The 26,278-nt window shown below is 64.3% G+C and carries 28 protein-coding genes and 1 pseudogene; 19 read left to right on the top strand and 10 right to left on the bottom strand.

What is annotated here, in order from left to right; genetic code table 11:
* Window positions 1-7 precede the first annotated feature (7 nt).
* Together AC07V5_RS25125 and AC07V5_RS25130 are read left to right on the top strand one after the other, a co-directional pair.
* Complete coding sequence (locus tag AC07V5_RS25125; protein ID WP_492688366.1) at window positions 8-700, top strand: PepSY domain-containing protein; 693 nt, start codon at window positions 8-10, stop codon at window positions 698-700.
* A complete protein-coding gene (locus AC07V5_RS25130) occupies window positions 697-2,517 on the top strand; it encodes a 2Fe-2S iron-sulfur cluster-binding protein (RefSeq protein WP_492688365.1) in 1,821 nt (606 codons plus the stop codon). Before AC07V5_RS25125 ends, AC07V5_RS25130 begins: the two co-directional genes overlap by 4 nt.
* Before the next feature lie 279 nt (window positions 2,518-2,796).
* On the opposite strand, the gene AC07V5_RS25135 is transcribed toward AC07V5_RS25130, so the two are convergent.
* From AC07V5_RS25135 to AC07V5_RS25145, 3 genes are read right to left on the bottom strand one after another with little or no spacing between them, the layout of a single operon-like run.
* Window positions 2,797-2,994: a GDCCVxC domain-containing (seleno)protein gene (locus AC07V5_RS25135; RefSeq protein WP_268149454.1), complete on the bottom strand. Its 198-nt coding sequence runs from the start codon at window positions 2,992-2,994 to the stop codon at window positions 2,797-2,799.
* A gap of 26 nt (window positions 2,995-3,020) precedes the next feature.
* Window positions 3,021-3,299 carry a mercury resistance system periplasmic binding protein MerP gene (merP, locus tag AC07V5_RS25140; RefSeq protein WP_492688364.1) on the bottom strand — a complete coding sequence of 93 codons (279 nt, stop codon included), beginning with the start codon at window positions 3,297-3,299 and terminating at the stop codon, window positions 3,021-3,023.
* An 11-nt stretch (window positions 3,300-3,310) separates the two neighbouring features.
* A complete protein-coding gene (locus AC07V5_RS25145; RefSeq protein ID WP_492688362.1) occupies window positions 3,311-3,652 on the bottom strand; it encodes a mercuric transporter MerT family protein in 342 nt (113 codons plus the stop codon).
* A gap of 77 nt (window positions 3,653-3,729) precedes the next feature.
* Here AC07V5_RS25145 and merR point away from each other — a divergent pair, with 77 nt between their 5' ends.
* Entirely contained in the window at window positions 3,730-4,128 is a 399-nt protein-coding gene (gene merR, locus AC07V5_RS25150; RefSeq protein ID WP_492688360.1) for a mercury resistance transcriptional regulator MerR, read from the top strand.
* 102 nt (window positions 4,129-4,230) lie between these two features.
* Here the strand turns inward: merR and AC07V5_RS25155 are convergent, their stop codons facing one another.
* From AC07V5_RS25155 to AC07V5_RS25170, 4 genes are all read right to left on the bottom strand, one after another.
* Window positions 4,231-4,587, bottom strand: coding sequence for a DUF305 domain-containing protein (locus tag AC07V5_RS25155; protein WP_492688359.1), 357 nt, complete (start codon window positions 4,585-4,587; stop codon window positions 4,231-4,233).
* 74 nt (window positions 4,588-4,661) lie between these two features.
* Window positions 4,662-4,955, bottom strand: a complete 294-nt coding sequence (locus AC07V5_RS25160) for a CopK family periplasmic copper-binding protein (protein ID WP_492688357.1) — start codon at window positions 4,953-4,955, stop codon at window positions 4,662-4,664.
* A gap of 92 nt (window positions 4,956-5,047) precedes the next feature.
* Window positions 5,048-6,478: a heavy metal sensor histidine kinase gene (locus tag AC07V5_RS25165; protein ID WP_495118447.1), complete on the bottom strand. Its 1,431-nt coding sequence runs from the start codon at window positions 6,476-6,478 to the stop codon at window positions 5,048-5,050.
* A gap of 65 nt (window positions 6,479-6,543) precedes the next feature.
* Window positions 6,544-7,221: a heavy metal response regulator transcription factor gene (locus AC07V5_RS25170; protein ID WP_492688355.1), complete on the bottom strand. Its 678-nt coding sequence runs from the start codon at window positions 7,219-7,221 to the stop codon at window positions 6,544-6,546.
* A gap of 151 nt (window positions 7,222-7,372) precedes the next feature.
* Between AC07V5_RS25170 and AC07V5_RS25175 the strand changes: the two genes are divergently transcribed.
* The 9 genes from AC07V5_RS25175 to AC07V5_RS25215 all read left to right on the top strand — a co-directional run bounded on the left by AC07V5_RS25175 (window position 7,373) and on the right by AC07V5_RS25215 (window position 15,476).
* Window positions 7,373-7,717, top strand: a complete 345-nt coding sequence (locus AC07V5_RS25175; RefSeq protein ID WP_268149155.1) for a copper-binding protein — start codon at window positions 7,373-7,375, stop codon at window positions 7,715-7,717.
* Window positions 7,718-7,835: 118 nt separating this feature from the next.
* Complete coding sequence (locus tag AC07V5_RS25180) at window positions 7,836-8,309, top strand: hypothetical protein (protein WP_493183878.1); 474 nt, start codon at window positions 7,836-7,838, stop codon at window positions 8,307-8,309.
* A 778-nt stretch (window positions 8,310-9,087) separates the two neighbouring features.
* A complete protein-coding gene (locus tag AC07V5_RS25185) occupies window positions 9,088-10,563 on the top strand; it encodes a TolC family protein (RefSeq protein ID WP_495118448.1) in 1,476 nt (491 codons plus the stop codon).
* A 26-nt stretch (window positions 10,564-10,589) separates the two neighbouring features.
* Complete coding sequence (locus AC07V5_RS25190) at window positions 10,590-12,014, top strand: multicopper oxidase family protein (protein ID WP_492688351.1); 1,425 nt, start codon at window positions 10,590-10,592, stop codon at window positions 12,012-12,014.
* A gap of 71 nt (window positions 12,015-12,085) precedes the next feature.
* On the top strand, window positions 12,086-12,676 hold the full coding sequence (locus AC07V5_RS25195) for a cupredoxin domain-containing protein (RefSeq protein WP_492688350.1): 591 nt from the start codon (window positions 12,086-12,088) through the stop codon (window positions 12,674-12,676).
* 67 nt (window positions 12,677-12,743) lie between these two features.
* On the top strand, window positions 12,744-13,184 hold the full coding sequence (locus tag AC07V5_RS25200) for a DUF411 domain-containing protein (protein WP_492688348.1): 441 nt from the start codon (window positions 12,744-12,746) through the stop codon (window positions 13,182-13,184).
* A 323-nt stretch (window positions 13,185-13,507) separates the two neighbouring features.
* Window positions 13,508-13,900: a hypothetical protein gene (locus AC07V5_RS25205; protein ID WP_492688346.1), complete on the top strand. Its 393-nt coding sequence runs from the start codon at window positions 13,508-13,510 to the stop codon at window positions 13,898-13,900.
* 266 nt (window positions 13,901-14,166) lie between these two features.
* The gene (locus AC07V5_RS25210) at window positions 14,167-14,784 is read left to right on the top strand and encodes a hypothetical protein (RefSeq protein WP_492688344.1); all 618 of its coding nucleotides are present in this window, start codon (window positions 14,167-14,169) and stop codon (window positions 14,782-14,784) included.
* Window positions 14,781-15,476, top strand: a complete 696-nt coding sequence (locus tag AC07V5_RS25215; protein ID WP_268149175.1) for an undecaprenyl diphosphate synthase family protein — start codon at window positions 14,781-14,783, stop codon at window positions 15,474-15,476. Before AC07V5_RS25210 ends, AC07V5_RS25215 begins: the two co-directional genes overlap by 4 nt.
* Before the next feature lie 35 nt (window positions 15,477-15,511).
* On the opposite strand, the gene AC07V5_RS25220 is transcribed toward AC07V5_RS25215, so the two are convergent.
* The 3 genes from AC07V5_RS25220 to AC07V5_RS25230 all read right to left on the bottom strand — a co-directional run bounded on the left by AC07V5_RS25220 (window position 15,512) and on the right by AC07V5_RS25230 (window position 19,049).
* Entirely contained in the window at window positions 15,512-15,940 is a 429-nt protein-coding gene (locus AC07V5_RS25220; protein ID WP_268149177.1) for a hypothetical protein, read from the bottom strand.
* A gap of 96 nt (window positions 15,941-16,036) precedes the next feature.
* Window positions 16,037-17,023: an NAD(P)/FAD-dependent oxidoreductase gene (locus AC07V5_RS25225; protein ID WP_493164241.1), complete on the bottom strand. Its 987-nt coding sequence runs from the start codon at window positions 17,021-17,023 to the stop codon at window positions 16,037-16,039.
* A complete protein-coding gene (locus AC07V5_RS25230; RefSeq protein ID WP_268149181.1) occupies window positions 17,010-19,049 on the bottom strand; it encodes a multicopper oxidase domain-containing protein in 2,040 nt (679 codons plus the stop codon). The genes AC07V5_RS25225 and AC07V5_RS25230 overlap by 14 nt, the downstream gene beginning before the upstream one ends.
* A 164-nt stretch (window positions 19,050-19,213) precedes the next feature.
* On the opposite strand from AC07V5_RS25230, the gene AC07V5_RS25235 reads away from it, so the two are divergent.
* From AC07V5_RS25235 to AC07V5_RS25265, 7 genes and pseudogenes are all read left to right on the top strand, one after another.
* Window positions 19,214-20,479 carry a type II restriction enzyme NmeDI-related protein gene (locus tag AC07V5_RS25235; RefSeq protein WP_268149183.1) on the top strand — a complete coding sequence of 422 codons (1,266 nt, stop codon included), beginning with the start codon at window positions 19,214-19,216 and terminating at the stop codon, window positions 20,477-20,479.
* 511 nt (window positions 20,480-20,990) lie between these two features.
* Complete coding sequence (locus AC07V5_RS25240; RefSeq protein WP_268149185.1) at window positions 20,991-21,365, top strand: four-helix bundle copper-binding protein; 375 nt, start codon at window positions 20,991-20,993, stop codon at window positions 21,363-21,365.
* Between the two features lie 129 nt (window positions 21,366-21,494).
* Complete coding sequence (locus AC07V5_RS25245; protein WP_268149187.1) at window positions 21,495-22,217, top strand: DUF305 domain-containing protein; 723 nt, start codon at window positions 21,495-21,497, stop codon at window positions 22,215-22,217.
* A 102-nt stretch (window positions 22,218-22,319) separates the two neighbouring features.
* On the top strand, window positions 22,320-22,577 hold the full coding sequence (locus AC07V5_RS25250) for a heavy-metal-associated domain-containing protein (RefSeq protein WP_268149189.1): 258 nt from the start codon (window positions 22,320-22,322) through the stop codon (window positions 22,575-22,577).
* Between the two features lie 57 nt (window positions 22,578-22,634).
* Window positions 22,635-22,871, top strand: a complete 237-nt coding sequence (locus AC07V5_RS25255; protein ID WP_268149191.1) for a DUF2933 domain-containing protein — start codon at window positions 22,635-22,637, stop codon at window positions 22,869-22,871.
* A 113-nt stretch (window positions 22,872-22,984) separates the two neighbouring features.
* Window positions 22,985-25,354, top strand: a pseudogene (locus AC07V5_RS25260) (copper-transporting P-type ATPase); the annotation flags it as partial.
* Between the two features lie 30 nt (window positions 25,355-25,384).
* On the top strand, window positions 25,385-26,254 hold the full coding sequence (locus AC07V5_RS25265) for a TIR domain-containing protein (protein ID WP_268149193.1): 870 nt from the start codon (window positions 25,385-25,387) through the stop codon (window positions 26,252-26,254).
* Window positions 26,255-26,278 lie beyond the last annotated feature (24 nt).

A 26,278-nucleotide genomic window follows, 5' to 3' on the forward strand; every position in this document is an offset into this window, starting at 1 on the left:
ATCTCCTATGAACCTACCCTTCTGGGTGCGCCGAGCCCACAAATGGATCGGCCTTGTCATTGGCGTCCAGGCCTTGCTCTGGATGGTCAGTGGCCTGTACATGACCGCGATATCGCTCGAAGTGATCCATGGCGACCACCTCGCCCATGTCTTCGATGGCCCTCTCGACCAGGTCAGCGAGCGGCTGGACATCGAGCAACTCGCCAAGATCCGCCCCGGCTTCGAGTCGATGAAGCTCAAGAAGTTCCTCGGGAAGGAGGTCTACGAGCTGCGTGCCGGCGGCAAGGCAACCCTCGTCGACGCGCGAAAAGGCAATGTGCTGAGCCCGTTGGCAAGGGAGCAAATCGTTGCGCGCGCCAAGGACATCTACCAGGGTGAGGCTGAAATCCGCGAGGTGACCTGGATCACGCAGGCACCCCAGGAGGTGGCAAAGCGGCCGGTGCCGATGTGGGCCGTCCGTTTCGACGACCGATCCAACACGACGCTGTACTTCTCGCCGGACACCGGCGACCTTCTGGCCCGCCGTCACGATCTCTGGCGCTGGTTCGACTTCCTGTGGATGTTCCACATCATGGACTACGACACGCGCGACGACGTCAACAACAACCTGCTGCGCGTCGCGGCCGGCACCGGGCTGGTGTTCGCGCTGAGTGGCGCCTGGCTCGTGTTCTACAGCTTCCGTCGGAGGGCACAGCCATGACCCCCTGGATGCGCAAGATTCACAAGTGGATCGGTTTGCTGATCGGCTTGCAGCTCGTGCTGTGGATGTGCAGCGGCCTGGTGATGAGTCTTCTGGATGCTGAGAAGGTTCGAGGGCGGGAGTTCCGAGCGCCTGCGGCCGCCAAAAGGCCCTGGCCTCAGGATGTTCAACCGGTCGGCAGCCTGCTGGCGCAGGAACGTACCCTGACCCAGGTGGCTTCCACCGGCTGGTTGATGGATCGCCCCGTCTACCGGCTGGTCAGCGAGAAGTCGACCCAGTTGATCGACGCCCGCAGCGGCCAGCGGGTCGAGCTCGATGCCGCCCTGGCTCAGCGCCTCGCGCAGGCCTCGTACCGCGGCCCGGGCACGGTGAAGTCTGCGGAGCTCGTCGACAAGTCGCTGGAGACTCGTGCTCACGACGGCAAGGTGTGGCGCGTCGTCTTCGCGGACGCAGAAGACACCACCGTCTACCTGACCTTGCAGGGCGATGTGCTGGAGCACCGTAACAAGACCTGGCGGCTGTTCGACTTCTTCTGGATGCTCCACATCATGGACTACAGCGGACGCCAGGACTTCAACAATCCGCTCGTGGTCAGCGCTGCCGTCGGAGGATTCTGGCTGGCGTTGAGCGGCATCTGGTTGCTGTTCACGAGCTTCAGCCTGGCCGAGTTCATACCGAAGCGATGGCGCGGCACCCGGGCGCTGATGATCCATGCGCCGGATGGCAGTCGCCTGCGCAGCGTGCGTGCCCACGCCGGCGACACCGTGTTCTCCGCGCTGGCCCAGCAAGGGCTGCAGCTGCCGTCCAACTGCGGTGGTGGCCAGACCTGCGGTCTGTGCGAGGTGCGCGTGCGCGGAGCAGCTCCCGACGCAACCAGCGCGGATCGCGCGCTGCTTTCGCCGTCGAGGATAGAAGCCGGCTGCCGTCTGGCCTGCAATCTCAAGCTCGACCGCAACCTGGACATCGAAGTCCGCGGTGGTGCCGAACTTGGGGCCGTGCACGATGCCGAAGTCGAAAGCGTCCGCGCGCTGTCGCCTTTCTTGCGGGAGGTCGTGCTGCTGCCCAAGGACAAGCTCGGCCCTGACTACCGGCCCGGTTCGTTCATCCAGATCCATGTGCCGGCCTACAAGATGGGCAAGCACCAGATCGAATCGCCCGACGAACACCGCCCAGCATGGGCCGGTCTGCATCTGCCGACTCAATGGACCAGCGGCAGCTTGTTGCGCAGGTCCTACTCGTTGTCGGCACCGGTCCACCAGACGAACGGGCGGCTGTCTTTGCTCGTGCGCTTCTGCCACGGCAAACAGGGTGGCAAGAACCATCCGCCAGGCAAAGGATCGTCCTATGTCTTTGGCCTCAAGGCGGGTGACAAGCTGAAGTACAGCGGGCCCTTCGGGGACTTCGCTATTCGCCACGGCGAGCGGGAGAAGATCTTCATCGGCGGCGGCGCAGGGATGGCGCCATTGCGCGCCATGGTGAGGGATCTGCTGGAGTCCGGTGCCGAAGAGCCCATCCACTTCTGGTACGGCGCTCGCACGGTTGCCGATGCTCCCTACGTCGACGAGATGCAGGCGCTGGCGGCGCGCTATCCCAATTTCAGTTGGCAGTTGGTCCTGTCGGACGAGCGAGGTACGGAGCATCCCTTCGGCATGGTTCACGAGGTGGTGAGGGAACGAGTGCTGCAGTCACACCCTGACCTGCAGGCCTGCGATTTCTACTTGTGTGGTCCGCCGGCGATGCTGGCCGCGATGCTTGCGCTGCTAAAGAAACTCGGTGTGGAGGACGACCGGGTGGCCTTCGACGACTTCAAGATCTGATCGTTTCTCGGCTATCGCGCCGCGAACTTGCCCCCAGAAATGTAGAAAGCCCCTCAAGCGTCCAGCGAACCCGTCTTGAGAAGCGCTTTGGGAGTGCTATCGATCTTGTCCAACCGGCAATTGGCTGGACAAGATGGAAGCTAAGAACGGCGTCAAAAATCAGACGCGACCGATCGCGCTGGGCCGTTGGGACTGGCTGTTCGCAGGCTCACTGCATACGGGCAAGCGCGCTGCCGCGGTGATGAGCCGCTGCAGCTGCTGCCGCACCGTTGGCGCCCATCAGGCGCCGCAACTCGAGCAGCCCCGCTGCGTTTGCACCGGCGGGCACTTGACCGAGCCGTACGAACAGAACACGCAGCAGTCACCGGCCTTTGGCCGCAACACGGTCTTGCAGTGCTCGCACTCGTAGAAGAACTGGCAGGCGTCAGTCGGCATGACCTCGCGCTTGGCGTGGCTGCACTCCGGGCATGTCAGCATCGACTCCAATTGAGGTGCGGTCGTTATCACTTGTGAACCGTCGAGGGGTAGCCCGCGTCGGTCGTGGCCTTGGTCAATGCCGTCGCATTGGTCTTGTCAGTGTCGAACGTCACGGTGGCCGTCTTTTTCGCGAAGTCGATCCGCACCTGAGTCACGCCGGCCACTTGCTCCAGCGACTTTTTCACTGTCACCGGGCACAGCCCGCAGGTCATGTTCTGGACGTCGAGAACGGCGGTCTGCGGCGTGGCGGCAAGCGCGGCCAACGGCATCACTGCGACAAGTACAGCGGCAAACAAGTTACGCATGGGTAGTCCCTTCAGAGGAAAAGCGGTGCCAACCAAGGCACAGACAACAACGAGAGGAGTGCCAGTGCAACAACCCAGAAGATCAGCCGCTGGCGCTTGAGGACGATTGGCTCAACGCACATAGCACCTGGTTCGCAGGCCTGCGGCCGCAGGTACAGGTGCCGGAACGCCAGGCCCAGGAAAAGCAACGTCGTGGCCAGGAGCCAGGGCCTCAGCGGCTCCAGCGCAGTCAGGCTGGAGACCCATGCGCCACCTATGCCCAGCGTCAGCAGTACCAGCGGCCCGACGCAACATACCGACGCGCCGACCGCCGCCAGCACGCTAGCAATCAGCGAACCCTTGATCCTCAACATTGCCATCACCGGGGTGAACTTATTCGATGGCGCACAGTCTAGAGTCCGTACCATGGTACGGAGTCAAGGGGATTCAGATGACAACCGAGCTGACGATAGGGCGACTGGCCAACGAGGCCGGCGTGAACGTCGAGACGATCCGCTTCTACCAACGCCGCGGCTTGATGGCCGAACCCGACAAGCCGACGAGCGGGCATCGCCGCTATGCCTCGGATGCAATCAAGCGTGTGCGCTTCATCAAGCGAGCACAGGTGCTGGGCTTCACCTTGGACGAAGTGGGCAGCTTGCTCGAACTCGACGAGGCCTGCGCCTGTGCCGAAACACGCGAGCTGGCCGCGCACAAGCTGCAGGTCATCGAAGAGAAGCTAGCCGACCTGAAAGCGATGCGCAAAGCGCTGACGGCGCTGCTGCATCAATGCGACACGGGGGTAACCAAGGGCGGCTGCCCAATCATCCACGCACTGGCCGCTGACTGATCCGCCACAAGACGGGATCGTCGGACGCTTGCGAAGCCCCTCCGGGCTTCTTTCTCCGAGGTAAACAAACCGGACCGGCGTGCAAGCGCTGTAGAACCGAAGTCACTTGTTGGCGGCCAGCCACTTGTCGAACTGCGCGATCTCTTTCTTCTGCGCGCTGATGATCATCTGCGCCATGTCGCGCATCTCTTGCGACTTGCCATTGCGCAGTTCGATCTCGGCCATGTCCAGCGCTTGTTGGTGGTGCATCTTCATCATCATCGCGAAGTCCTTGTCGACGTTGCCTGTGGGCTTCAACGCCTGCATGCTTTCCATGCCGCCTCTCATCTTTTGATGCAGCTGCTGTGAGCCTTGATCAGCTTGCCCCTTCATACCCATCGAGTCAGTCTGGGCGAAGCTCACTGCCGGCACAGCGATGATGAAGGAAACCACGATAGGTAGGGCGAAACGGGTGCGCATGTGTGCTCCTGAAAGTTGAGCCTAACCTCGGCAATCTGCGTGCCCGTCTCAGCTGACGCGACCTGAACTTGACGTCAGCCGCCGTGACCTTCGCGCAACAGGGAATCCAGGCGTGCAACTTCGTTGCCAACGGCCTTGATCTCTCGGCCGTCCTTGGCCTTCAGCGTCTCGCCGGCCTTGAGGAAGACGGCGCGGCCGAAGGAGTCTTCCCTGGCCATCTTGCCGTCCTTGAACACGTACAGCGTCGAGCCGTCCTGCAGCTCGATCGTCGTCTTGACGGCGTTTTCCAGCGCGTCACGCGCCTGCACCGGCGCGGCGATGCCTGCGAGTGCGGCGACCAGCGTGGTGGTGATGATGAGCGTCTTCATGTGTGTTCCTTTCGTTGGTTGAGTGCCCGAAGCACGCTTGAACTCTAGGAACCGGGCACCGACGCCAGGCCAACGCGCGGATTACGATTTCGTCATGGGTCTCCATGCGGCTCGATGGCCCCATCGCCAGGCAACGGGCTCGCCTCTGCGGTGCGGAGCGTGAAGCCAACTTTTGTGATGCAGCCTGCGCTCGCGGCAAAGGCATCCCCGCCATGCATGCGCGCGATCGCGCGGACGATGGCCAGTCCCAGCCCGTGATGCTCGGCAGATCCTTGGCGCGATGTGTCCGCACGGAAGAACCTCTCGAACAACCGCGGCAGCACCACCGGGTCGATGCCCTCACCAGGATTGACCACGGTGATGGCGACTCGTTCGTCGCTGGAGGTCGCTGCCACCGTGCTCAGCTGGATCGAGATGGTTCGGCCGGCCGGCGTGTATCGGCTCGCATTGCTCAACAGGTTGGCCAGCGCGCGTCGGACGAGAGCAGCATTCACAGGCGCTTGAGCCTCGCCGACGATATCGACCCGCTGAAGCCGCTCGTCGAGCACCGCGTCGAAGTACTCGACGACCTGCCCCGCGACCAGTCGCAGATCCGTGACTACCAAGGTCTGCGCCGTGCCACCCTGGTCGGCGCGCGCAAGGAACAGCATGTCGTTGACCATCGTCGTCAACTGGTGAAGGGACTCGAGGTTTCCAGACAGCGTGTCGCGCAGCTCTGCGACCGTGCGCTCTCGGGCGAGCTCGACCTCCGTGGCGCTGATCATGGTGGTGAGCGGCGTTCGCAGCTCATGCGCGACGTCGGCACTGAACGCTTCCAGGTGCTCGTAGGCCGATTGCACCCGGTCCAGCGCACGGTTGAAGCTGTCGACCAGGTCTTCGAGCTCGACGCTCACGCCCTGGGACGACAGTCGCAACGACAGCGCTCGTGGCGAAATCGCGGCTGCTTCCGTGGACAGTTCGCGCACAGGCCGCAGTTCGCGCCTCGCCACCCATGCGCCCAGCGCAGAGAGCGCTGCCACACCCAGCCCGCAGACAAAGACCAGAGCGCCCAGATACGCACTGAGCAAGCGCTGGTCGCTGCGAGTGTCGACACCAATCAGCGCGATGCCGTCGGGCACAGGGCCATGCGCTTTGACGCGAAATGACCGCCCCGTCAACGCCACGCCGTCCTCGCGCCAGATCGTCAGCTTTCCCACCGGGGCGTTGGGATCTGCAGGCTGAGTTGCAGGTCGGGTCTTGCCGCCATAGACCACGGCGCCTGAGTCCGCGATCAACCAGATGCGCAGTTGGCCATCGCCGATCAGCACGTCGTCCAGGTGATGCCGCAGTTCGGAAAGATCGTCCCCTGCCTCGACCTCGTCCAGAAAATGGGCAACGACGTCGGCCCGGCCATCGAGATCGCGGTCGCGCATGCGCTCCAGCTCACGCCGCAGAGCCCACTGGAGCATCGATCCCACCACCACGAAGACCGCCAACCCCACGATGGCGACCGCCAACGTCAATCGGCCCGAGATGGAACGCATGGACAGCGATATGGTCTCGCGCAAGGAGAGGGACGGCTCCGGCGAAGAATCGCAGCACCCGCCCATCAGCGCTCTTCCAGAACGTAGCCCATGCCGCGGACGGTGTGCAACAGCGGCTGGTCGAACGGGTCATCCAGCTTTGATCGCAAACGCCGCACAGCCACGTCCACGACATTCGTTTCGCTGTCGAAATTCATGTCCCAGACCTGCTCGGCGAGGACCGTCCTGGACAGCACCTCTCCCTGCCGGCGCAGCATCAGCGTGAGCAAGTTGAATTCCTTGGGCGTCAGGTCCAAGCGTTGGCCCCCACGCGTCGCCTTGCGCCGCGCCAAATCCAGCTCAAGGTCGCCCAGCCGCATCGACGTCAGCGGCTGGGACGTCACCGCACCGCCACGTCGCAGCAGCGCCTCCACGCGCGCCAGAAGCTCGCTGAACGCGAATGGCTTGACGAGATAGTCGTCCGCGCCGCCCTTGAGTCCCTGGACGCGATCCTCGACCTTGTCCCGCGCTGTCAGCATCAGCACCGGCGTGTTGCGCGTTTCACGCAACTTCCGGAGGACCCCGAAGCCGTCGATGCCGGGCAGCATCACGTCCAGCACGATGAGGTCGTAGTCGCCCTCCGTTGCCAAATGGCTGCCGTCGACGCCGTTGTTCGCCACGTCCACGACGTAGCCGGCTTCGGTCAGGCCCTTCTTGAGGTAGTCCGCGAGCCGAGGCTCGTCTTCGGTGACGAGGATGCGCATCGTCGAAGTGTCGCTGTGGCTCGCCTGGCTTTCATTACGAATTCGTAATGTTGCAGTCACCCTCAAGTGCCAGCCAAGTGCATAAAGTGGCGCCCAGAGGAACAAGCACCCGCGGGTTCCTAGCAACAGCCAAGCTTCCCAGGAGTTATCCATGTCCATCCGAATGATCTTCTCCGTCCTGACGATTGCCTCCCTCGGTGCGATCGCCCCGTGGGCGCTGGCCGCAGGCGACGCCGCATCGGCACCGATGCAGGCGACCGCGCCCGCAGCCAAGGGCGCCAGCTTCGCCGAGGGCGAGATCAAGAAAATCGATGTCGAGCAGAGCAAGGTCACCATCAAGCATGGCCCGATCGACAACCTCGGCATGCCGGGCATGACCATGGTGTTCCGCGCCGACGCTGCCACGCTTTCCGGTTTCAAGGTGGGTGACGCCGTGAAGTTCAAGGCCGACCGCGTCGACGGCGCCATCAAGGTGACGGAGCTGGTGGCACGCTGAATCAGCCTGGGCTTATGACCGTGGGCTGCCTTGTGCAAGTCAGGCAGCCCGGACAGATGCCTCTTCCGAGACGCTCTACTAGACTTTGCGAATGCGGTCCTGGCTCAGATCAGCGCTGATGTGGCTCCTTGCCCTCGCACTTCCCATGCAGGGATGGGCGTCTGCATCGATGCTGTGCTGCGGCCCAGACCATCACCACGTGTCGATCGGCGCTGCCTCAGTCGTGCAGTCGACCGCGGCACCCTCTGGCTCGCTACCCGACAGCCTGTCCCCTGCGGGCGGCGAAGGCCACGAAGCGCGTGGCCACCACCATGCCGGCCACGACCATCCCGCCGATGATCACGCCGCTAACGGCGGTTCAAGCAGCCAGCCGAACGATGAGCACGGTGGCGGGCATCATGACCTGAGCAAGCCAGGAAAGATGAAGTGCAGCGTCTGCGCAAGCTGCTGCACGATCGCCGCGCTGCCATCGCGCACCCTGATCATCGATGAGGCGGTGCCCATCCAGGGCGTTATGGCTTGGACTTCGCAGGCGCCCATTGCCTTCTTGACGAGCGGGCCCGAGCGGCCGCCACGAACGTCGCGCTCCTGAAGCGCCGGTCGGGCCGGCGCGGCGCCGCCATGCCTGCACACGCCGTGCGCGAGCTGGATGAGCCCCGACCGACCCAGTCGTTGCGCCGCCAGATCCGGCGCGCCGAAACGATCTCCCCTTCCCTGGCAAGCGTGTGTCCATCCTCGGCGCGCCTTGCTCGCACAAGCAGGAATTTCATGTCACCTCACCACACCGTGCTGATCGCTGCAGCGTTGGCCAGTTCGGCACTGGCCGGCCCTGCCAGCGCGCAGAGCACTACATCGCCGGCGGTCAAGCAGAGCGCAACCGCTGCCCAGACCAACAGCACCGCGCCTGCCAAGGCTGCGTCCGGCGCCTCGGCCACCTATCGGTCGGCCTTCGAGGGCTACCGCGCATTCACCGAGCAGCCGGTCACCAATTGGCGACAGTCCAACGACCTGGTTCGCCAGATTGGCGGCTGGCAGGCGTATGCGCAGGAAGCCCAGGGGGGTAATCCTGCGCCGGCATCAGCCAACGACGCGATGCCCGCGAGCCATGGTGGGATGAAGATGCCGGCAGAAGGTGGCCCCTCCGCTGCTGGGCAAGTCGTACCCCTTGCCCCGGCTGCGAGCACGCCGAGCAGCGCGTCGGCGCCAGGTAAGGCATCACCGCATCAAGGTCACGCGATGCCCATGCAAGGTCAACCCGTGTCGCCTACACCCAAGCCCCCGCCTGCCGGGGCTGCGAAATCCCCTGCCATGCCCGCGGCTCAGCCCGCGTCCGTCCCCGCATCGGGCTCTCACTCCGGCCACCACTGAGCATGACCACATCAACCACGCCATATTCGGGCGCTGAACAGCGCACGTCACGACTGCGTCGCAGCCCCAAGCTCGCGGTCGCAGCCCTGGCCGCCATCCTGGTCCTCAGTGGCTGCGCAAGCACCTCGATCAACCAGAATTTCGAGGCGGCCCGCGACTTGGGACGCCAGCAATCTGGTGCCGTGGCCCGCTGGCTCACGACGGACGAAGCACGTCAGCAGGCTCAGTCCGACCTCGATGCTCGCCTGGCCCGGCCGCTGGGAGCAGACGACGCCGTGCAGATCGCGCTGGCCTACAGCCCGTCACTTCAAGCGATGCTGTACGAAGCGGCTGCCGACTCCGCCGCGGCCACGCAAAGCGCCCGGCTGCCGAATCCGGTGTTCGCGTTCGAGCGGCTGGTGCGCAATGAGGGCGGCACTCGGGACCTCGAAATCAATCGCGTCCTGAGCTTCTCGGTGCTCGACCTGCTCCTGCTGCCAGCCCACCTGCGCATGGCCAGCTACCAGCAGGAGATGACTCGCCTGTCGCTGGCCGGCAGCGTCGTACAGGCCGCCAATGAGGCGCGGGGCGCCTGGGTCAACGCTGTCGCAGCCCAGCAATCCCTCCTGTATGCACAGCAGATCAAGGCGACTGCGGATGCCAGCGCCGAACTGGCCCGCCGCATGCAGGCCGTGGGCAACTACAGCAAGCTGCAGCGCGCCCGCGAGCAGGCCTTCGCGGCAGACGCCGTAGCGCAGCTGGCCCGCGCCCAGCATGCCGAGCGTAGTGCCCGCGAAACCCTCATCCGCGTGCTCGGCCTGAACGACGCGCAGGCGGCGCAGCTGAAGCTGCCTGATCGGCTGCCAGAACTGCCGAAGACGCCGCGCGACGAGGCCAGTGTGGCCCGTACCGCCCTAGACCAACGGCTGGATGTGCAGCTCGCACGTTCGCGCCTGAACTTCCTCGCTCGGGAACAAGGCCTCACCCGGGTCACCAGCGTCGTCAACGCGCTGGAGATCGGGGTGTCGAGAAACAGCGCGACCGGAGCCGCGCCGCAGAAGGGCTATGACGTCAGCCTGCCGCTGCCGATCTTCGACTTCGGTGATGTCCGCCGAGCCGGCGCGCAGGCCGCCTACATGGCTGCCGTGAACCGGACGGCCCAGATCGCCGTGCAGGCGAACTCCCGCGTGCGCGAGCAATACAGCGCCTACCGAACCGCGTACGACCTGGCGCGCCACTACCGCGACGAAATCGTGCCGCTGCGCAAGACCATCGCCGAGGAGAACGTGCTTCGCTACAACGGCATGCTCATTGGCGTGTTCGAGCTGCTGGCCGATGCGCGCGAGCAGATCACCAGCGTGTCTCAGGCCATCGATGCCCAGCGCGACTTCTGGCTGGCCGACGCAGGTCTGCAGGCCGAACTCCTCGGAACGCCCGGTGCCGACATGAGCCGCATGACCGAGGCTGCGCCCGGCCGCTCAGGCGCCGCTGCGCACTGATCAGTCACTGAACCCAACACCCCACCATGACATCCAATCGACGCAATTTCCTGATCGGTAGCGCCAGCGCCGGCGTGGCTGTGACTGCGGCCAGCGTGAGCCGCGTGGCGATGGCCGCGCTTCCTGAGCCGGTGCTGCAGGACAAACCCGACACCATGGCGCCGCTGGTGCCCAACACCGGCCGTCCCTACAACCCGGTGGTCACGCTCAACGGCTGGACCCTGCCCTGGCGCATGAACAACGGCGTCAAGGAGTTCCACCTGGTCGCTGAGCCCGTGGTGCGCGAAATGGCGCCGGGCTTCAAGGCGCACCTCTGGGGCTACAACGGCCAATCGCCCGGCCCGACGATCGAAGTCGTCGAGGGTGATCGCGTCCGCGTCTTCGTGACCAACAAGCTTCCCGAGCGCACCTCCATCCACTGGCATGGCCAGCGCCTGCCCAATGGTATGGACGGCGTTGTCGGCCTCAATCAGATGCCCATCGAGCCCGGCAAGACCTTTGTCTATGAGTTCGTAGCGAGGCGGCCGGGTACCTTCATGTACCACCCGCACGCCGACGAGATGACGCAGATGGCGATGGGAATGATGGGCTTCTGGGTGACGCACCCCAAGGCCAAGCACCCGTTGATCGAAGAAGTCGACCGCGACTTCGTCTTCCTGCTCAACGCCTACGACATCGAGCCGGGTGCCTACACGCCCAAGATCATGACGATGCTCGACTTCAACCTGTGGTCGTGGAACAGCCGCATCTTCCCGGGCATCGACTCGCTGAACGTGCGCAAGGGCGACAAGGTGCGCATCCGCATGGGCAACCTGACGATGACCAACCACCCCATCCACCTGCATGGCCACGAGTTCCTGGTCACCGGCACCGACGGCGGCCCGACTCCCAAGTCCACGCGCTGGTACGAGGTCACCACGGACGTTGCGGTGGGCCAGATGCGCCAGATCGAGTTCCTGGCCGACGAGGAAGGTGACTGGGCATTCCACTGCCACAAGAGCCACCACACGATGAACGCGATGGGCCACGACGTGCCCACCATGATCGGCGTGGAGCACCGCGGCGTGGTCAAGGAGATCAACAAGCTGATCCCCGACTACATGGTGATGGGTGAGCGCGGCATGGGAGACATGTCCGAGATGGAGATGCCCATCCCCGACAACACCGCCCGGATGATGGGCGGCGAAGGCCCCTTCGGCTCCGTCGAGATGGGCGGCATGTTCAGCGTGGTGAAGGTGCGCGCCGACCAGAAGGCGGGGGACTACAAAGATCCGGGCTGGTTCAAGCACCCCAAGGGCACCAACGCCTTCGAATGGACCGGCTCCATGCCGGAGCCCGCCCGCTTTGCGAGCGAAGGCGGCCAATCCATGCCGCCGTCCAAGCGCAACAAGCCGCGAGAGATCGAGGTCCAGATCCGCAAGCCCACAGGCGGCTCCGGTCACAACCACTGAAAACAGCCTGGGTCGTAGAGGCCCGGCCGCACCACTTCCCTTTCCGTTCATCAGTTCAGAAGAGAGTTCCCATGAAAAAGTCGTTCATCGCCATCGCAGCCGCGCTTGTCGCGCTCTCCCCCCTCGCCAGCCAGGCCCATGACGGCGTAGACCATGCCGCTTCCGCGCCGGCCGCCAAAGCTGGCGCCAAGGCTGCCGACGGCCACGCTCACAGCCACGGCGACAGCGACGCCATCGGTGAGGCCGGCAAAGCCGCCAAGGTCACGCGCACCGTCAATGTCGACATGACCGACAACATGCGCTTCACGCCGTCCAGCCTGGACGTCAAGCAGGGCGAAACGGTCCGCTTCGTGGTCAAGAACTCCGGTGGGGTCAAGCACGAGTTCGTGCTGGGCACTCAAGCCGAGCTGAAGGAGCACTACGAGCTGATGAAGAAGTTCCCGGAGATGGAGCACTCGGACCCCAACCAGGTCACCGTCGCGCCGGGAAAGACCGGTGAGGTCATCTGGCAATTCACCAAGGCCGGCAAGGTCGACTTCGCCTGCCTGCAGCCCGGCCACTACGACGCCGGCATGAAGGGTGCAGTCACCGTCGCCGCCGCAAAGGGTTCGAGCAAGCCCACCGCCGCCAAGGCCGATGGCCACGCCGACCACAAGCACTGAGGCCGGCATGTCCTCGCAGATGCATCAGGGGGCCGGGGCATCACGCCGCGAGCTCCTGCGACTGAGCATGAAGGCCGCCCTGGGCGTGGCGATCTTTGGCGGCGTGTCGTCTCGATCCTTTGCAGTCGCTCCCCAACCCAGCATCGAGGTTTGGCGCACCCGCGATTGCTCCTGCTGCGGCAAGTGGATCAAGCATCTGCAGGATCACGGCTTCGCTGTGCAGGCACGCATCGTGGCGGACGTCGCGCTCTTCCGGAAGACCTTCGGCATGCCGGAATCGCTGAGCTCCTGCCACACCGCAAGGATCGACGGCTATGTCGTCGAAGGACACGTGCCTGCCGCGGACATCCTGCGCCTCACTCGCGAGCGCCCTGCCGCGCTGGGTCTGAGCGTCCCTGAGATGCCTCTGGGTTCACCCGGCATGGAAAGCGGTGGAGTCAAGGCAGCCTACGACGTGCTGCTCGTGGCGAAGGACGGCGGCACCCGTGTCTTCAACTCCTATCGATGACCTTTTGAGCCAGAAAGGAACCTCGATGAAATCCAGCATCAACGCCCCAGGCAGCGATACCGCGATGCGCAAGGGAGATCGTGCACGGGCTCCCGCCATCGACCCTGGTCAATAGCAAACCCATCAGTCGCAGCCGTGCATCCGGTAGACGACATGACCTACGAACTGGAAGCCGTCGTGCTGCTTCTGGCTTTAGTCGGCGCGGTAGCCGTGTGCTCTTTCGCCGGCTGGCTCGAATGGCGGCACCGCCACGGCCACCACACGCATGACGAAGCGCACCCAACCACGCCGCCCTCACCTCCACCCACTCCAAGGCCACCCCCATGAACTCCAAGCGCCGTCCGTTCTACTTCCTCGCCGCTGCAGCCTTGATCGTTGCCGCACCGCGGGCGAAAGCCGAACTCATCCAGGTCACCTGGGACGCGAATGGGCGCTACGAGCACCAGTTGACCGTAGCGCCTGCCAAGTTCGCTGAGGTGTGCGACGGGCTCAAACCGGGCGCGCAGGTGCAATGGACCTTTGAGGGAAGCGCACCGACGAACTTCAACATCCATTACCACGAGGACAAGGCCGTGCGCTTTCCTGCAAAAGAGGATGGAAGCACCTCGTCCAAAGGCACCTTGAACGTGACGAGTGAGCAGGTGTACTGCTGGACGTGGAGCAACAAGGGCCAAGCAGACGTGCGGTTGAAGCTCGAGCTCGTCAAGCAGCCCTGAGACGAGCAAACAAGTCAGCGTCGTGACGATGTCCCGGCGCTGATGAACTCAGCGGAGAACTTCCAAGAGCCGGGAAAACTTGCTGCACCAGATCCCGCACGCCATACGTGTCTCGGTCCTGACCGATGACAGGAGAACACGCGCCGCTGGATCGGCGCTTTTCGGCCACAACCAGCCACGAGACGCTGGCTCGCGCTGGCGTGCGAATTGCAGATGCTGCGCATCAGGTCTGGACGCAGGCCTGAACCTCAAGCCCAGGAGCCAGCATGGATCTCACTTCGGAACAAGTTCACTGGATCGGAGGTGCTGCCTTCGTAGTGGTCTCGCTGCTGATGCTTGTCCGAGCGAGCGGCCTTTGGCGCTGGCAGTGGATCCCGTGGCTGCTACCAGCACTGTTCGTCGGCTACGGCCTGGAATCCGTGGCCGATGTTTGGATCCATGGCGATGCCGTACCCGTGAACTACGCAGCAGAGACGCGGCAACACCTTCTGCAGGGCGGCAGCCTGTTCGTCGCCGGCGTAGTGGAGGCGTTGGTGCTGAGTGGCCGGCTGTCGACCCCCATCTGGCGGCTCGCAGTTCCGATGGCCCTCGCGGTGACGGCAACTGTCTTTGCTGCCCATGCGCAACACGGTGGATCAGCTGATGCTGCCGCGATGGCGCTAATGCAAGTCCAACACCGCGGTTTTGCTATCGCCCTGTTCACGGCCGCGGCGGCACGCGGTGCGGAGGTCCTCATGACGAGATCCGCCGCGTCTCGCCAAGCCCCCGGCGCAACAGCTTCTCAGGACTCTCCGGCCAGGCTGAGGGACGCCTGGCTGCTACCGTTGTTGATCTTCGGCTTGCTGATGCTGACCTACACGGAGCCGGCAATGCGCCACTCTTGACCTGCGCCAGCGCGGACGCGATCCAGCGCCACACACGGCGCGACGACGCTCCGCATTCCTCCTTTCACCTCTCGACGCTGACCCGCATGGTTCTTCCCCGCCACATTGGCTTCATCCCCGACGGCAACCGCCGCTGGGCCGTTGGAAACGAACTGCCGAAGGAGGCTGGCTACGCGCATGGCATCGAGCCCGGTCTATCGCTTTTCGAGCAATGCCAACGCCTCGGCATCGAAGAGGTGTCGGTCTACGGATTTACCCAGGACAACACCCGCCGGCCCACCGCACAGACGGAACACTTTCGGTCGGCCTGCGTGGCCTTTGCGCAAGAGATCGTCCGCCGTGGTGCTGCCCTTCTCGTTGTCGGCGATGAGCGGTCATCCCAGTTCCCCGCCGAACTGGCCGGCTACCGGCAGCGGTGCGCAGGCGGCATCAAGGTCAATTTCCTCGTTAACTACGGCTGGGAGTGGGACCTGGATGGCCTGCGCACCGGTCAGCTGCATTCCGAGCAGGTGTCGCGCATGGAGTTGATCGTGCGTTGGGGCGGCGGTCGTCGCCTCAGCGGTTTTTTGCCCGTGCAATCGGTCTATGCCGACATCTATGTCGTGGACGAACTCTGGCCAGACTTTGACCCATCGCATCTCGACAGCGCTCTCGCCTGGTTCCAGAAGCAGGACCGCACCCTGGGCGGCTGAACGCTGTGGAGTCTTACCGCCGTGAATCGCGGTCTTCAGTCGATCAGCAGCTCCGTCCTGTCAAGCTGCAGGTGATGCATGGAAATCTTGACCTTCAGCTCGCCGCCGGATCGCGGCACCGGTGAGGTGACGGCGCATTCCAGCGTCACTTCGCCATCCTCAAAGCGCGACTCTGTCTTGCTCCCCTCCTTGCAGGTGACAGGGGCGCCACTGAGCGTGACCACACGAAGCGACACCACGCTGTCGTCGTGGCTGCCAAGGAAACGCGCCTGAAAGCGGACTGCCCTGTCGGTCTGAAACGTCGGCAGCGCGCATACCGCCTCCGCTTCCTCGTCGTTCAAAACGGTGCTCCGACACTCAGACGCGGCACGAGACTCCGCCGCGCCGGCAACCGGAGCCATCAGAGCGGTGAGCAGCACCGGTGCCGCACATGCGAAAAAGCGCGAGGCGAGGTTGTCAAGCATGGCCGGATGGTGACGCCGGACGGTGACACCGCCGTGGCACCACCCACAGAGACCTACCTGCCCATGCGCAGCCTGACGCTGCACGCGCGCCCTGCCCTACTTCCCAGATGCGTCCGCTGAGCCCAAGGCGTTGTGGATCGACGCGGCGGCGATGGCGGCATGGCCCACGGCAACGCTGATCTGGTCCAGCGCGCTCACCACGTCTCCCGCGGCATACACATTGGGCACGTTCGTTCGGCAATGGTGGTCGACGACGATGCATTGCCGATCATCGAGCTTGACGCCCAGCGACAAGGCCAGTGACGCGCGGGGATCTACTCCAAGCGCCGAGTACAGGACGTCGACGCTTTGCTGATGGCTTCGCCGCACCTGGACGATCACGCTGCCTGACGGATCCACAGACAGTTCAGTGGCAAGGCCGGCAAGACATTCCAGCCCCAACTCGGCTGCCTGGGCCCCGATGGATTCCACACAACCCTCCACTGGGATGACCTTCACCGAATCACTGAAGTTCTTCAGGAACTTGGCCTCGGCCAGGCTGTGGGCAGAGTTGGCCAGCACGCCGATGCGCTTGCCCGTGTGCTCATAGCCGTCACAAACGGGGCAGTAGCGCATCAGGTCGGCATGCTCAACCAAGTCAGCGCCCGGTATGGAAGCCGGCCGGTCGACGACGCCGGTGCAGAGAAGCACAAAGCGACATCGCAGAGTCGACTCTTCCAGCCCCACTTCGAACAAACCCTCTTCGACCCGAATCACGGATTGCACCTCGCCTCGGGTGACGACGCCGCCCATGCGTTCGAGGTGAACCGCCATCCGGAGCAGCAGTTCGTGGCCCGCGATCCCATCGGGAAACCCTGGAACGTTGTGAGACCGGGAAATCTTCCCGGCGCGCGGCTCGCCCGCATCGATCACCCGAACGTCCCGGTGAAATCGTCGGAGGTAGATGGCGGCGGTGAGTCCCGCCGGCCCAGCCCCGATGACGACGCAGTCGACGATATCGGTGACGCGAGGTCTGGCTTGAGCGTTGGGCAAAGCCTGGGTGGGGATGTCCTGCACCTGCTGTCTCCGATCAGTCTCGGACATTCAACACCATCATCAGCCCGCCGCCTCCGTGGTGCTCGACGTTGTTGTTGGTCGTGTGATGGGGGATGTGGCAATGCACCAGCCACGCCCCGGGGCGGCGCGCCGTCCAGAGCACGTCGTAGCGCTGGCCAGGGCCCACATTGACAGTGTCCGCCTCGAATCGCGCGCTTGGTTTGAGGTCGTAGCCATCGCGGGCGACGACGGTGAACGGCCCGCCGTGCACGTGCATGGGGTGAACGAAATTGTTGTTGGTGCCGATGAAGCGCAACTTGATCGTCTGCCCTACCTTCATCGTGACGGTATCCGTCGACGGGAAGGCCTTGCCGTTGATGGTGAAGTAGTTCGGCAACCCGCCCTCCATCAGCATGGCCGGGTACGTCAGGCCTTCCCGCTGCAGCCACTCCTGCAGCTGGATGACGTATTCCTTGTCGGCGCGCAGCTCGGTTGCAGCCGGTGATCCCGGCTTGGGATCGATGATCAGCGCGCCATAGAGTCCCAGCGCCTGTTGACGGTCTGCGTGATCGTGCGTGTGATAGAAAAATGTGCCCGCCTGCTCCGTCGTGAACTCGTAGGTGAAGCTGCCACCTGGGGGGATCGGTTGCTGAGTGATGTTGGCGGGTCCATCCATGCCGTTGGGCAAGATGAGCCCATGCCAGTGCACCGTTGTCGACTCGGGCAGCCGGTTGGTCACCTTGATGCGCACCCGGTCGCCCTCGGTGACGCGGATGCGTGGGCCGGGGATTTGCTGGTTGAAGGCGTAGCCCTCGACCTTGACGTCGGGCAGCACGTTCCAGCGCACGACCCCGGTCTCGAGCTCAAACACTTTGACGCCGTCTTCATTGCGTTCGAACAGGGGGCGGTCTCCACGCGCGTCGGCAGGCGGCTCGTGCTGGACCAGACGCGGATGGACTGCCGCCATGTCGCGCATGGCCTCGCCTGGCGTGTCCCAGAAGGACTTCATCCCCGGCGGCATGATCGACGCCTGGACGTCACGCGCTGAGAGTCGCATGTTCACGAAGATCGCCGGGAAGGTCATGCCGCCGGCCAGCATCAACGTAGTGAACAGACTGACCGTCACCAGTTGCGGCCGCGTCACCTGAGGCTGCATGGCATGAGCGCCATGTTGTCCGCCATGCGAGGCGCCTTGTGATGCACCGCTTTGACCGGTTTCGGAACCCTCCGACTTCGCGTGTTCTCCATGGTTAGAAGAACGACTGGCCGGGGCCATGGCCTTCTCGTGTCCAGCGCTTTCGGCCACATGCTTCCCGTGGCCCGCGTGGTCCTGGTGTGCCATCGAGGCCGGCGTGTTCTCGGCGCTTTGCTTCGTGGGCGCGTTCGGCGCCTTTTCGTCATGAGCCTTGTCGCGCTGCGTCATCAGGCCGTGCTTCATCTGCCGGGACACCATCCAGACGTTGACGGGGTAGGCGATCGCAAAGCCGGCGATGACGCCCACCGACATCACACCCCAAAAGAGCATCTCGGTCGGCTCCATGGCGCGCATGTCCCGACCCATCATCAGCAAGGTCATCACCGGCGCCATCCCAGCCATCATGGCGTTCATGCTGATGAACTCGGGCATGAACGACTTGCGCACGTTCTCCCAGTAGCTGCCGCCCATCATGTTTTTCATGAACAGCGACTGGAAGATGAACAGGCCGAAAGCGAAGCCCGCCACGTACTCCACGATCAAGTCGACCCACATCGGCAGCCCGAGCGATGCCGTCACGACCGCGGCCAGGATGATCCCGGTCGCGTCGCCTGCGACACAGTGGATCGTCGAGCCCACGCCCTGCTTCCAAAGCGGCTTGATGAAGACCTCGTGCTCGCCCGGCGCAGGCTCCTTGTCCGCCATCACGTACAGCAGCAGCCCGATCGGCCCCATGTAGAGGGTCACCAGCACGAACCCCCACTTCATCACCACGGGCTCGGGGTTGTGGCGAAACTGGTCCCATGCCACGTAGGCCGCACTCAGGCCGGCGAGCGCGAACCAGACGATCAGGAAATAGTCGATGGGCTGGACGATCATGGGTTCTCCGAGAGCTGAGACATAGGCGGTGCGGGCGCAGCGGAACACGGCGACAGGGGGCTGGCCGCCGGCACGCTGAAGGTCGCGCGGTGGCAATACGCGTTCCTCTGCATGTCCACTGGGCATGGCCACCGCCACAATCCACCTTGATCTGGGAGGATTGAATGCACGACAGCCTTGCCTTGCTGATTGACCACTGGAAGGCCGATCCGCACAGCACCTACAACAGCTGGTTCCTGTGGGAAGAGCGGCTGAAGAATTTCCGGTCGATCCGCCGAGGCATCGGCGAGGTGGTGAAGGACATCGAGGCCGGAACCTTCGGCAACGCGTACCGTGGTTCGACGTTGGAGACGGTGGTGGGCTCGGTTGCCGAGCAGCGGCAGATCTTCAAGGGTGCGGACCACGCCTTCTTGTGGAAGCCCAAGCTCCGCATCCCCGACATCTACGAAAACGCCGACAACCAACGGGCGTTTGCGCGGCTGCTGCACGCGTGTGACTGCTGCGATACCGCGGAGGCGGTCATCGACGCGATCCAGCGCATCGACGCGCAGCAGATCAAGGGGCTGGGCCCAGCGGTCGCAAACCTGCTGTACTTCATCCACCCCACGCTGGTCCTGCCGTTCAACACCGCCATCGTCAAGGGCTACAACGCGGTGACGGGCAGCAATGTGAAGCTTGGTCGCTGGGACCACTACCTGTCCATGCGCGAGGGGGCGATCCGGCTGAATACTCAACACCGCACGCGCCTGTCCAACGACCTTGGCGCGCTGGCTGGTTTGCTGTTCGAAATCGGCTCGGGTCGCTACCAGGCGCCTCCGTTGGCCACTGACAGTGCACGCCTTCAGGCCTGGGAAGCCGACCTGGCGCAGGTGCGCGCCGAGTCTGCGGCCCTGCAGAAGCAGTGGGCGGCTGAACGGGAGAGCGACACCACGCACACGCAGATTCAAGGCTGGCTGAGGGACCTCGGCAAGGCGCTGGGGTTCGAGGTGTGGATCGCCACCAATGATCGAGGCCGGGCCTATGGCGACGGCCAACTCGGAGACGGTTGCACCGCTGAGCTCACCCGCGCCAGCACGGCCGGCGCAGAGTCGGTCCGGCTCATCGACGTGGTCTGGCTCGAGGCAGGAAGCGGCAAGGTGTGCGCCGCGTTCGAGGTCGAGCACTCGACATCGATCTATTCGGGCATCGTGCGCATGCTGGACCTGGCGCTGGGGACCACAGTCGGCGCGGGCAGCACGCTGTTCCTTGTGGCGCCCGACAGCCGGCGCGACGATGTTCAACTGCAGCTGAGGCGACCGGCGTTCTCCCGCGTGTCGGAGCTCGGCATCCGCTACCTTCCGTACAGCCAGCTGCAACAGCATCGGGAGGCGGCGGCGCGCTTCGGATCTGGCCTCAAACCGATGCTCGAAATGTCCCAGCTCTTGCGGTGAGGTCATGAGGTATGTCGCTCGTCGGCGCCCTGCGCAGGACGCGAGCCGCAGATCATGAAGGTTGCCCCGATGGGAAGGTCAAGCACGAACGCTCGCTACCCCCGCGTTTGAAGTGAAGCCGGCTGCGCCGTCATCCGCTGTCACGGCGGCCTGCCGGCGGCATTAAATCCGCTCGCCCATCGAGGGCGCCGAACATTACGGAAATGTCATCTCCGTGTGCGTTTGGCGTTCGGTAGGAGCTTCTAAGGTGGCCTATGCGCGCTGCAAGAGCCACCGCCCGTCGTGGCTTTCATCGCAAGCGTGTACCCAGCCTCTTTGCCTCCGACCCCAGCCAGATGTAGTTTTGACCTGAACGACTGCAACATCTTCCTGAAGCATCGACCGACGTCTCGCGGACAGCGCAGGCAGGGGTCGGTGCGCTTGTGTTTGGGTCTTTGGCTGGGGTAGCAGTGGGCGCGCGTCTTGCCTTTTGAGGGAGCCGAATTTCCGGTTTCATCGAAGGAGCAAGAACATGGCCCACCAACAACACGCCTCGTGCATCGAGGCCTGCGATCAATGCGCCGCCGCGTGCAATCACTGCTCGACGGCATGCCTGCAAGAGCAGGACGTGAAGATGATGGCGCGCTGCATCGCGCTGGACATGGATTGCGCAGCCATCTGCCAACTTGCCTCGGCCGCCATGGCTCGGGGCAGCGAGAACGCACCGGCGATTTGCACGCTTTGCTCTGACATCTGCGAGGCATGTGCCGAGGAGTGCGCCAAGCACCAGATGGACCACTGCCAAGCGTGCGCCGAGGCGTGCCGTCGTTGCGCCGACGAGTGCCGTCGCATGGCTCAGGCATCGACTTCCACAACAGGTCAGTCCGGCACCGATCACTCGCATTGATCAGCGCCGTTCCAAGCGCTGCCGCAATCCGCCCCTGAGGCGCGAGCGATGCAGCCGACGCTCTGGCTGTGGAGCCTCTGCGAGGCCATCAAACGGCGCGGCGTCCCCCTCCCCTTGCCGAGACATGACATGACTACACGACTTCTTACCCGCTGGGCTGCCATTGCGGTGACCTGCACATCCCTCGTGGTGCCCTTCACGGCCAAGGCCGACGCCCCGGGCGTTGGACTGACTGCCGCATTCGAGATCGAGTTCCTGCAGATGAGCATCGATCACCACTACGCAGCGCTGCGGATCACCGAGCTGGCTGCCGGAACGGACGTACAGCGCAACGGTGAGATTTCACCGTCCGAGGGCACCTCACCGACGCCCGGCTTCGCCGTGACGCCAGCCAAGGCCACGCTGGACGACCTGAAGTCGATGGCACGGCGCAACAACCGCATGCAGCGCGAAGAGATTCTTACGCTCAAAGGCTTCCTGCGCGACTGGTACGGCATCGACTACCAGCCCAAGCTTCGCGACGAAAGCCGCCGCATGATCGCCGTGCTGGACCAGGCACGGCCAGGTGCCGACTTCAATCACCTGTTCTATGAAGTCTTCAGCCGCCACCACTACACCCTGATGGAACCCGTCAACGCGTGCGTCACCGGCAGCGACCTGAGCCACGAAGAATTGCGCAGGGAATGCCGGACCATGTGGATGAGCCAAACGGCTGACATCGAGATGATGCGAAACGAGCTCAAGCGGCACTTTGGCGTCGCTGACTACCAGCCCTTCAAGGGGCGTGAGCCGCTTGCGGGCAGCCGTGGAGGGCCGAAGGGCCAGCACAGCGGTGGCAATCACGGTGATTGAACGGTCCGCGGCACATAAAAACAATTTGCGCAAAACCGCTTGACCTTGCCACGGTGGGAAGCTTCAAAGTGCATGCACCGAGTAACCAACCTGGAGTTGTAGATGATCACTTTTGAAGTCAACGACATGACCTGCGGCCACTGCGTGAGCATGATCACCAAGGCGGTGAAACAAGCGGACAAGGACGCCGACGTCTCCGTCGACCTTGCCACCAAGCGCGTCCAGATCGAATCCAAATCAGGCGATGAGGCCGACTTCAAGGAAGCGATCCAAGAAGCCGGCTACACACCGATCCCGGCCTCGGCAGCAGCAACGCCGTCCTCCCAGGCCGGTGCAAGCTGTTGCGGTGGGTGCCACTGAGGCGGGCGCTTGATCGAGGTCAAGGGGTGGGGCCGCCAGTTCACCGAGCATGGGCTCATGAACACGCCCACCTCCTCCTCGAATCGCCCGGCTCGCCGCTTCGTTGCCGTCGTCGCCTGGGTGCTTGGTGCCATTGGCGCCTACTTCCTGTTGACACGCCATTTCGACCACGTCCTGCAGGCGGTGCCCTTCCTGCTTCTGCTGGCATGCCCACTGATGCATCTCTTCGGACACCGCCACGGTCACGGCGCACATCAGAAAGAGCACATTGAGCGTCCAAAAGACGACGATTGAGTTCTGGCGGCCGGCCCGGCGACCGCTGCAGGTTCAATGTGGAGAACAAGTTGGATCACCATTCCCATGACGACCACGGCCAGCACCCGTCCGCGCCAGACGTGACGCCATAGTACAGCTGCCCGATGCACCCTGAGGTCCAGCAGCCGGCACCCGGGCGTTGTCCGAAATGCGGCATGAACCTCGTCCTGCAAGGCGCCTCGGCCAAAGCCAAGGGCAGCGACCACCATGGACATCATGCCGTCCACGGCATGTCGGCCGCACACAAACACCATGACCACGGGGCGGTGCCCGACGAGCCGCCGGCGTCGGCGGGCCCCGCCGCCGCGTTGCGGCCTGCCGCGGCCGCGATCTCCAACGTGGGAGAAGCGGCTGCGGCGAGCGCGACGATCTACACCTGTCCCATGCACCCGGAGATTCGACAGGATCGGCCGGGCAACTGCCCCAAGTGCGGGATGACGCTGGAGCCGCTGATCCCGGAGGCGACGGCAGACGACGACAACCCGGAGCTGCGCGACTTCTCCCGCCGCTTCTGGTGGACGTTGCCGCTGACGGTCGTGGTCACGGTCCTGGCAATGGGCGGACACCGCCTGGGCCTGATGGCGCCCGCTGCGCAAAGCTGGCTCGAACTGGTGCTTTCGCTGCCCATCGTTTTCTGGGCGGGCTGGCCCTTCTTCGAGCGCTGCTGGCAGTCTCTGCTGCACCGCAGTCCCAACATGTGGACGTTGATTGGCATCGGCACCGGCGCCGCGTTCCTCTACAGCGTCGTGGCGACCGCGGCGCCGCAACTCTTCCCGCAGAGCTTCGCGGCTCATGGCCGCATCGGTGTCTACTTTGAAGCTGCGGCCGTCATCATCTCGCTCACACTGTTGGGTCAGATGCTGGAACTGCGGGCTCGTTCGCAGACCTCTGCGGCCATCAAGTCGTTGCTCGGGCTGGCGCCCAAGACCGCCCGCCGCATCGAGCCGGACGGCTCCGAGGCCGACGTGCCGCTCACCCATGTGCACGTCGGCGATCGGCTGCGCGTGCGGCCTGGTGAAAAAGTCCCAGTCGACGGCGTGGTCCTCGAAGGTTCCAGCGCGATCGACGAGGCCATGCTGACGGGCGAGCCGGTTCCCGTGATGAAACGTCCCGGCGACAAGGTCATCGGCGCGACGATCAACACCACCGGGTCGCTGGTGATGCAGTCCGAGCGGGTGGGCTCCCAGACCATGCTGTCCCAGATCGTGCAGATGGTCGCGCAGGCTCAGCGTTCGAAGGCGCCGATGCAACGCATGGCCGACCAGGTCGCCGGCTGGTTCGTGCTCGTCGTGATCGGCATCGCGCTGACCGCCTTCTTCGCGTGGGGTCTGCTCGGTGGTCCCCAGGGCTGGCAATACGGGCTTATCAACGCCGTCTCGGTGCTGATCATCGCCTGCCCTTGCGCTCTTGGCTTGGCGACCCCGATGTCCATCATGGTTGCGACGGGCAAGGCGGCAACGCAGGGCATCTTGTTCCGTGACGCCTCGGCGATCGAGAACTTCCGCCGCGTCGACACCATGATCGTGGACAAGACCGGCACGCTGACGGAGGGCAAACCGACGTTCGAGCGAGCCATCGCCGTCCCAGGACGGTCTGACGACGAAATCCTCCTTCTGGCGGCCAGCCTGGACCAAGGCAGTGAGCATCCGCTGGCCCATGCCATCGTGGACGCCGGCCGCGCCCGTAAGCTGCCGCTGGAACAGGCCGTTGATTTCGAGTCGTCCACCGGTATCGGCGTCCGCGGCCAGGTTTCCGGTCGCCGGTTGGCGCTGGGCAACACCGCGTTGATGGGACAGGACGGGGTCGATGTGTCACCGCTTCGCGCCCCGGCAGAGGAACTGCGGCAAAAGGGCAGCAGCGTCATGTTCCTCGCGGAGGACGGCTGGCTGCTCGGGATCCTGGCCGTATCGGACCCGATCAAGCAGAGCACACCAGAGGCGGTGCAGAGTCTTCGGAGCGCTGGGATGCGGGTGGTCATGGCCACCGGCGACGGCTTGACCACCGCCGAATCCGTCGCCCGCCAACTGGGCATCGACGAGTTCCACGGCGAAGTGAAGCCAGCCGACAAGCTGGCCCTCGTCGACCGCCTGCAAAAGGAGGGTCGCGTGGTCGGCATGGCCGGAGACGGCATCAACGACGCCCCTGCACTGGCCAAGGCCGATGTGGGCGTCGCCATGGGCACCGGCACCGACGTGGCGATGAACAGCGCCCAGGTCACCTTGGTCAAGGGTGACTTGCGCGGCATCGCCCGGGCCCGGGCCATCTCCGAGGCGACGGTCGCCAACATGCGGCAGAACCTGATGTTCGCCTTTATCTACAACTCGCTGGGTGTGCCGCTGGCCGCCGGCGTGCTCTACCCGTTCACGGGCTGGGTCTTGTCGCCCATGATCGCCGCCCTGGCCATGAGCCTGTCGTCGGTCAGCGTCGTCTTCAACTCGCTTCGCCTTCGCGCGGGAAAATAGCCGCCATCAAGTCAACGACATGGGAAGCGCATGTACAACCTGCTGGTATCTGGCAGAGACGGGACCTGGGACGGCAGCCCCTGGACCATCGAGGCGTCGCGCTGCGTGTGCGAGTACACCGACAAGGAAATCAGCCGCAAGTTCGAAGCGTTGGACGCTGGGGCGATCAACGAGCTGAAGAAGCTCCCCTGCATCTTCGCGTATGAGACCCCGAGCAGCACGCCGCCCCAGTTTGGCGTGCTGACCGACATCACCAAGCGCCAGGGCCAGGTGCGCCTGGAATACGAGCTGCAGGCTGTGCAGCCCTTCCTGTCGGCCAAGGACCTCGTCACGTACTCCTTCGAGCTGGACATCGGCAAGTGGGAATTGAACCGCACCCATTGGGCGGTCAAGGAGGTCAACCTGGCCAAGGAGCTGCGGGCCACCGGCATCGCGCTGCCGCCCTGGGTCCGCGACATCTCGCGAGCAGTCGACATCACCACCCATGTGTTCGACGTCGGCCTGTCTTTCCCCGGGGAAGCCCGAGCGACGGTGGAAGCGGTGGCCGCCGAGCTGGAACGGCGCCTCGGGCCCAACTCCTACTTCTACGACAACAACTACGTGTCGCAGCTGGCCCGTCCTTCGCTGGACAACCTGCTGCAGGACCTCTACCGCAATCGCTCCAAGCTGATCGTCGTCTTCATCGGCGGCGACTACCAGCGCAAGGAATGGTGCGGCATCGAGTTCCGGGCGATCAAGGAGATCCTCATGGAGCGCGATCACGGCCGGATCATGTTCGTCCGCACCGACGACGGGCCCGTGGAAGGGGTCTTCAAGACCGACGGCTACGTCGACGCCCGGCGCTTCACGCCGGCCCAGATTGCCGGCTTCATCGAGGAGCGGGTCCGGCTGCTGGGCTGAGACACGCCGGTCGCGGCGGGTCGC

Source organism: Roseateles sp. GW821-FHT02E12 (genome assembly GCF_059421665.1).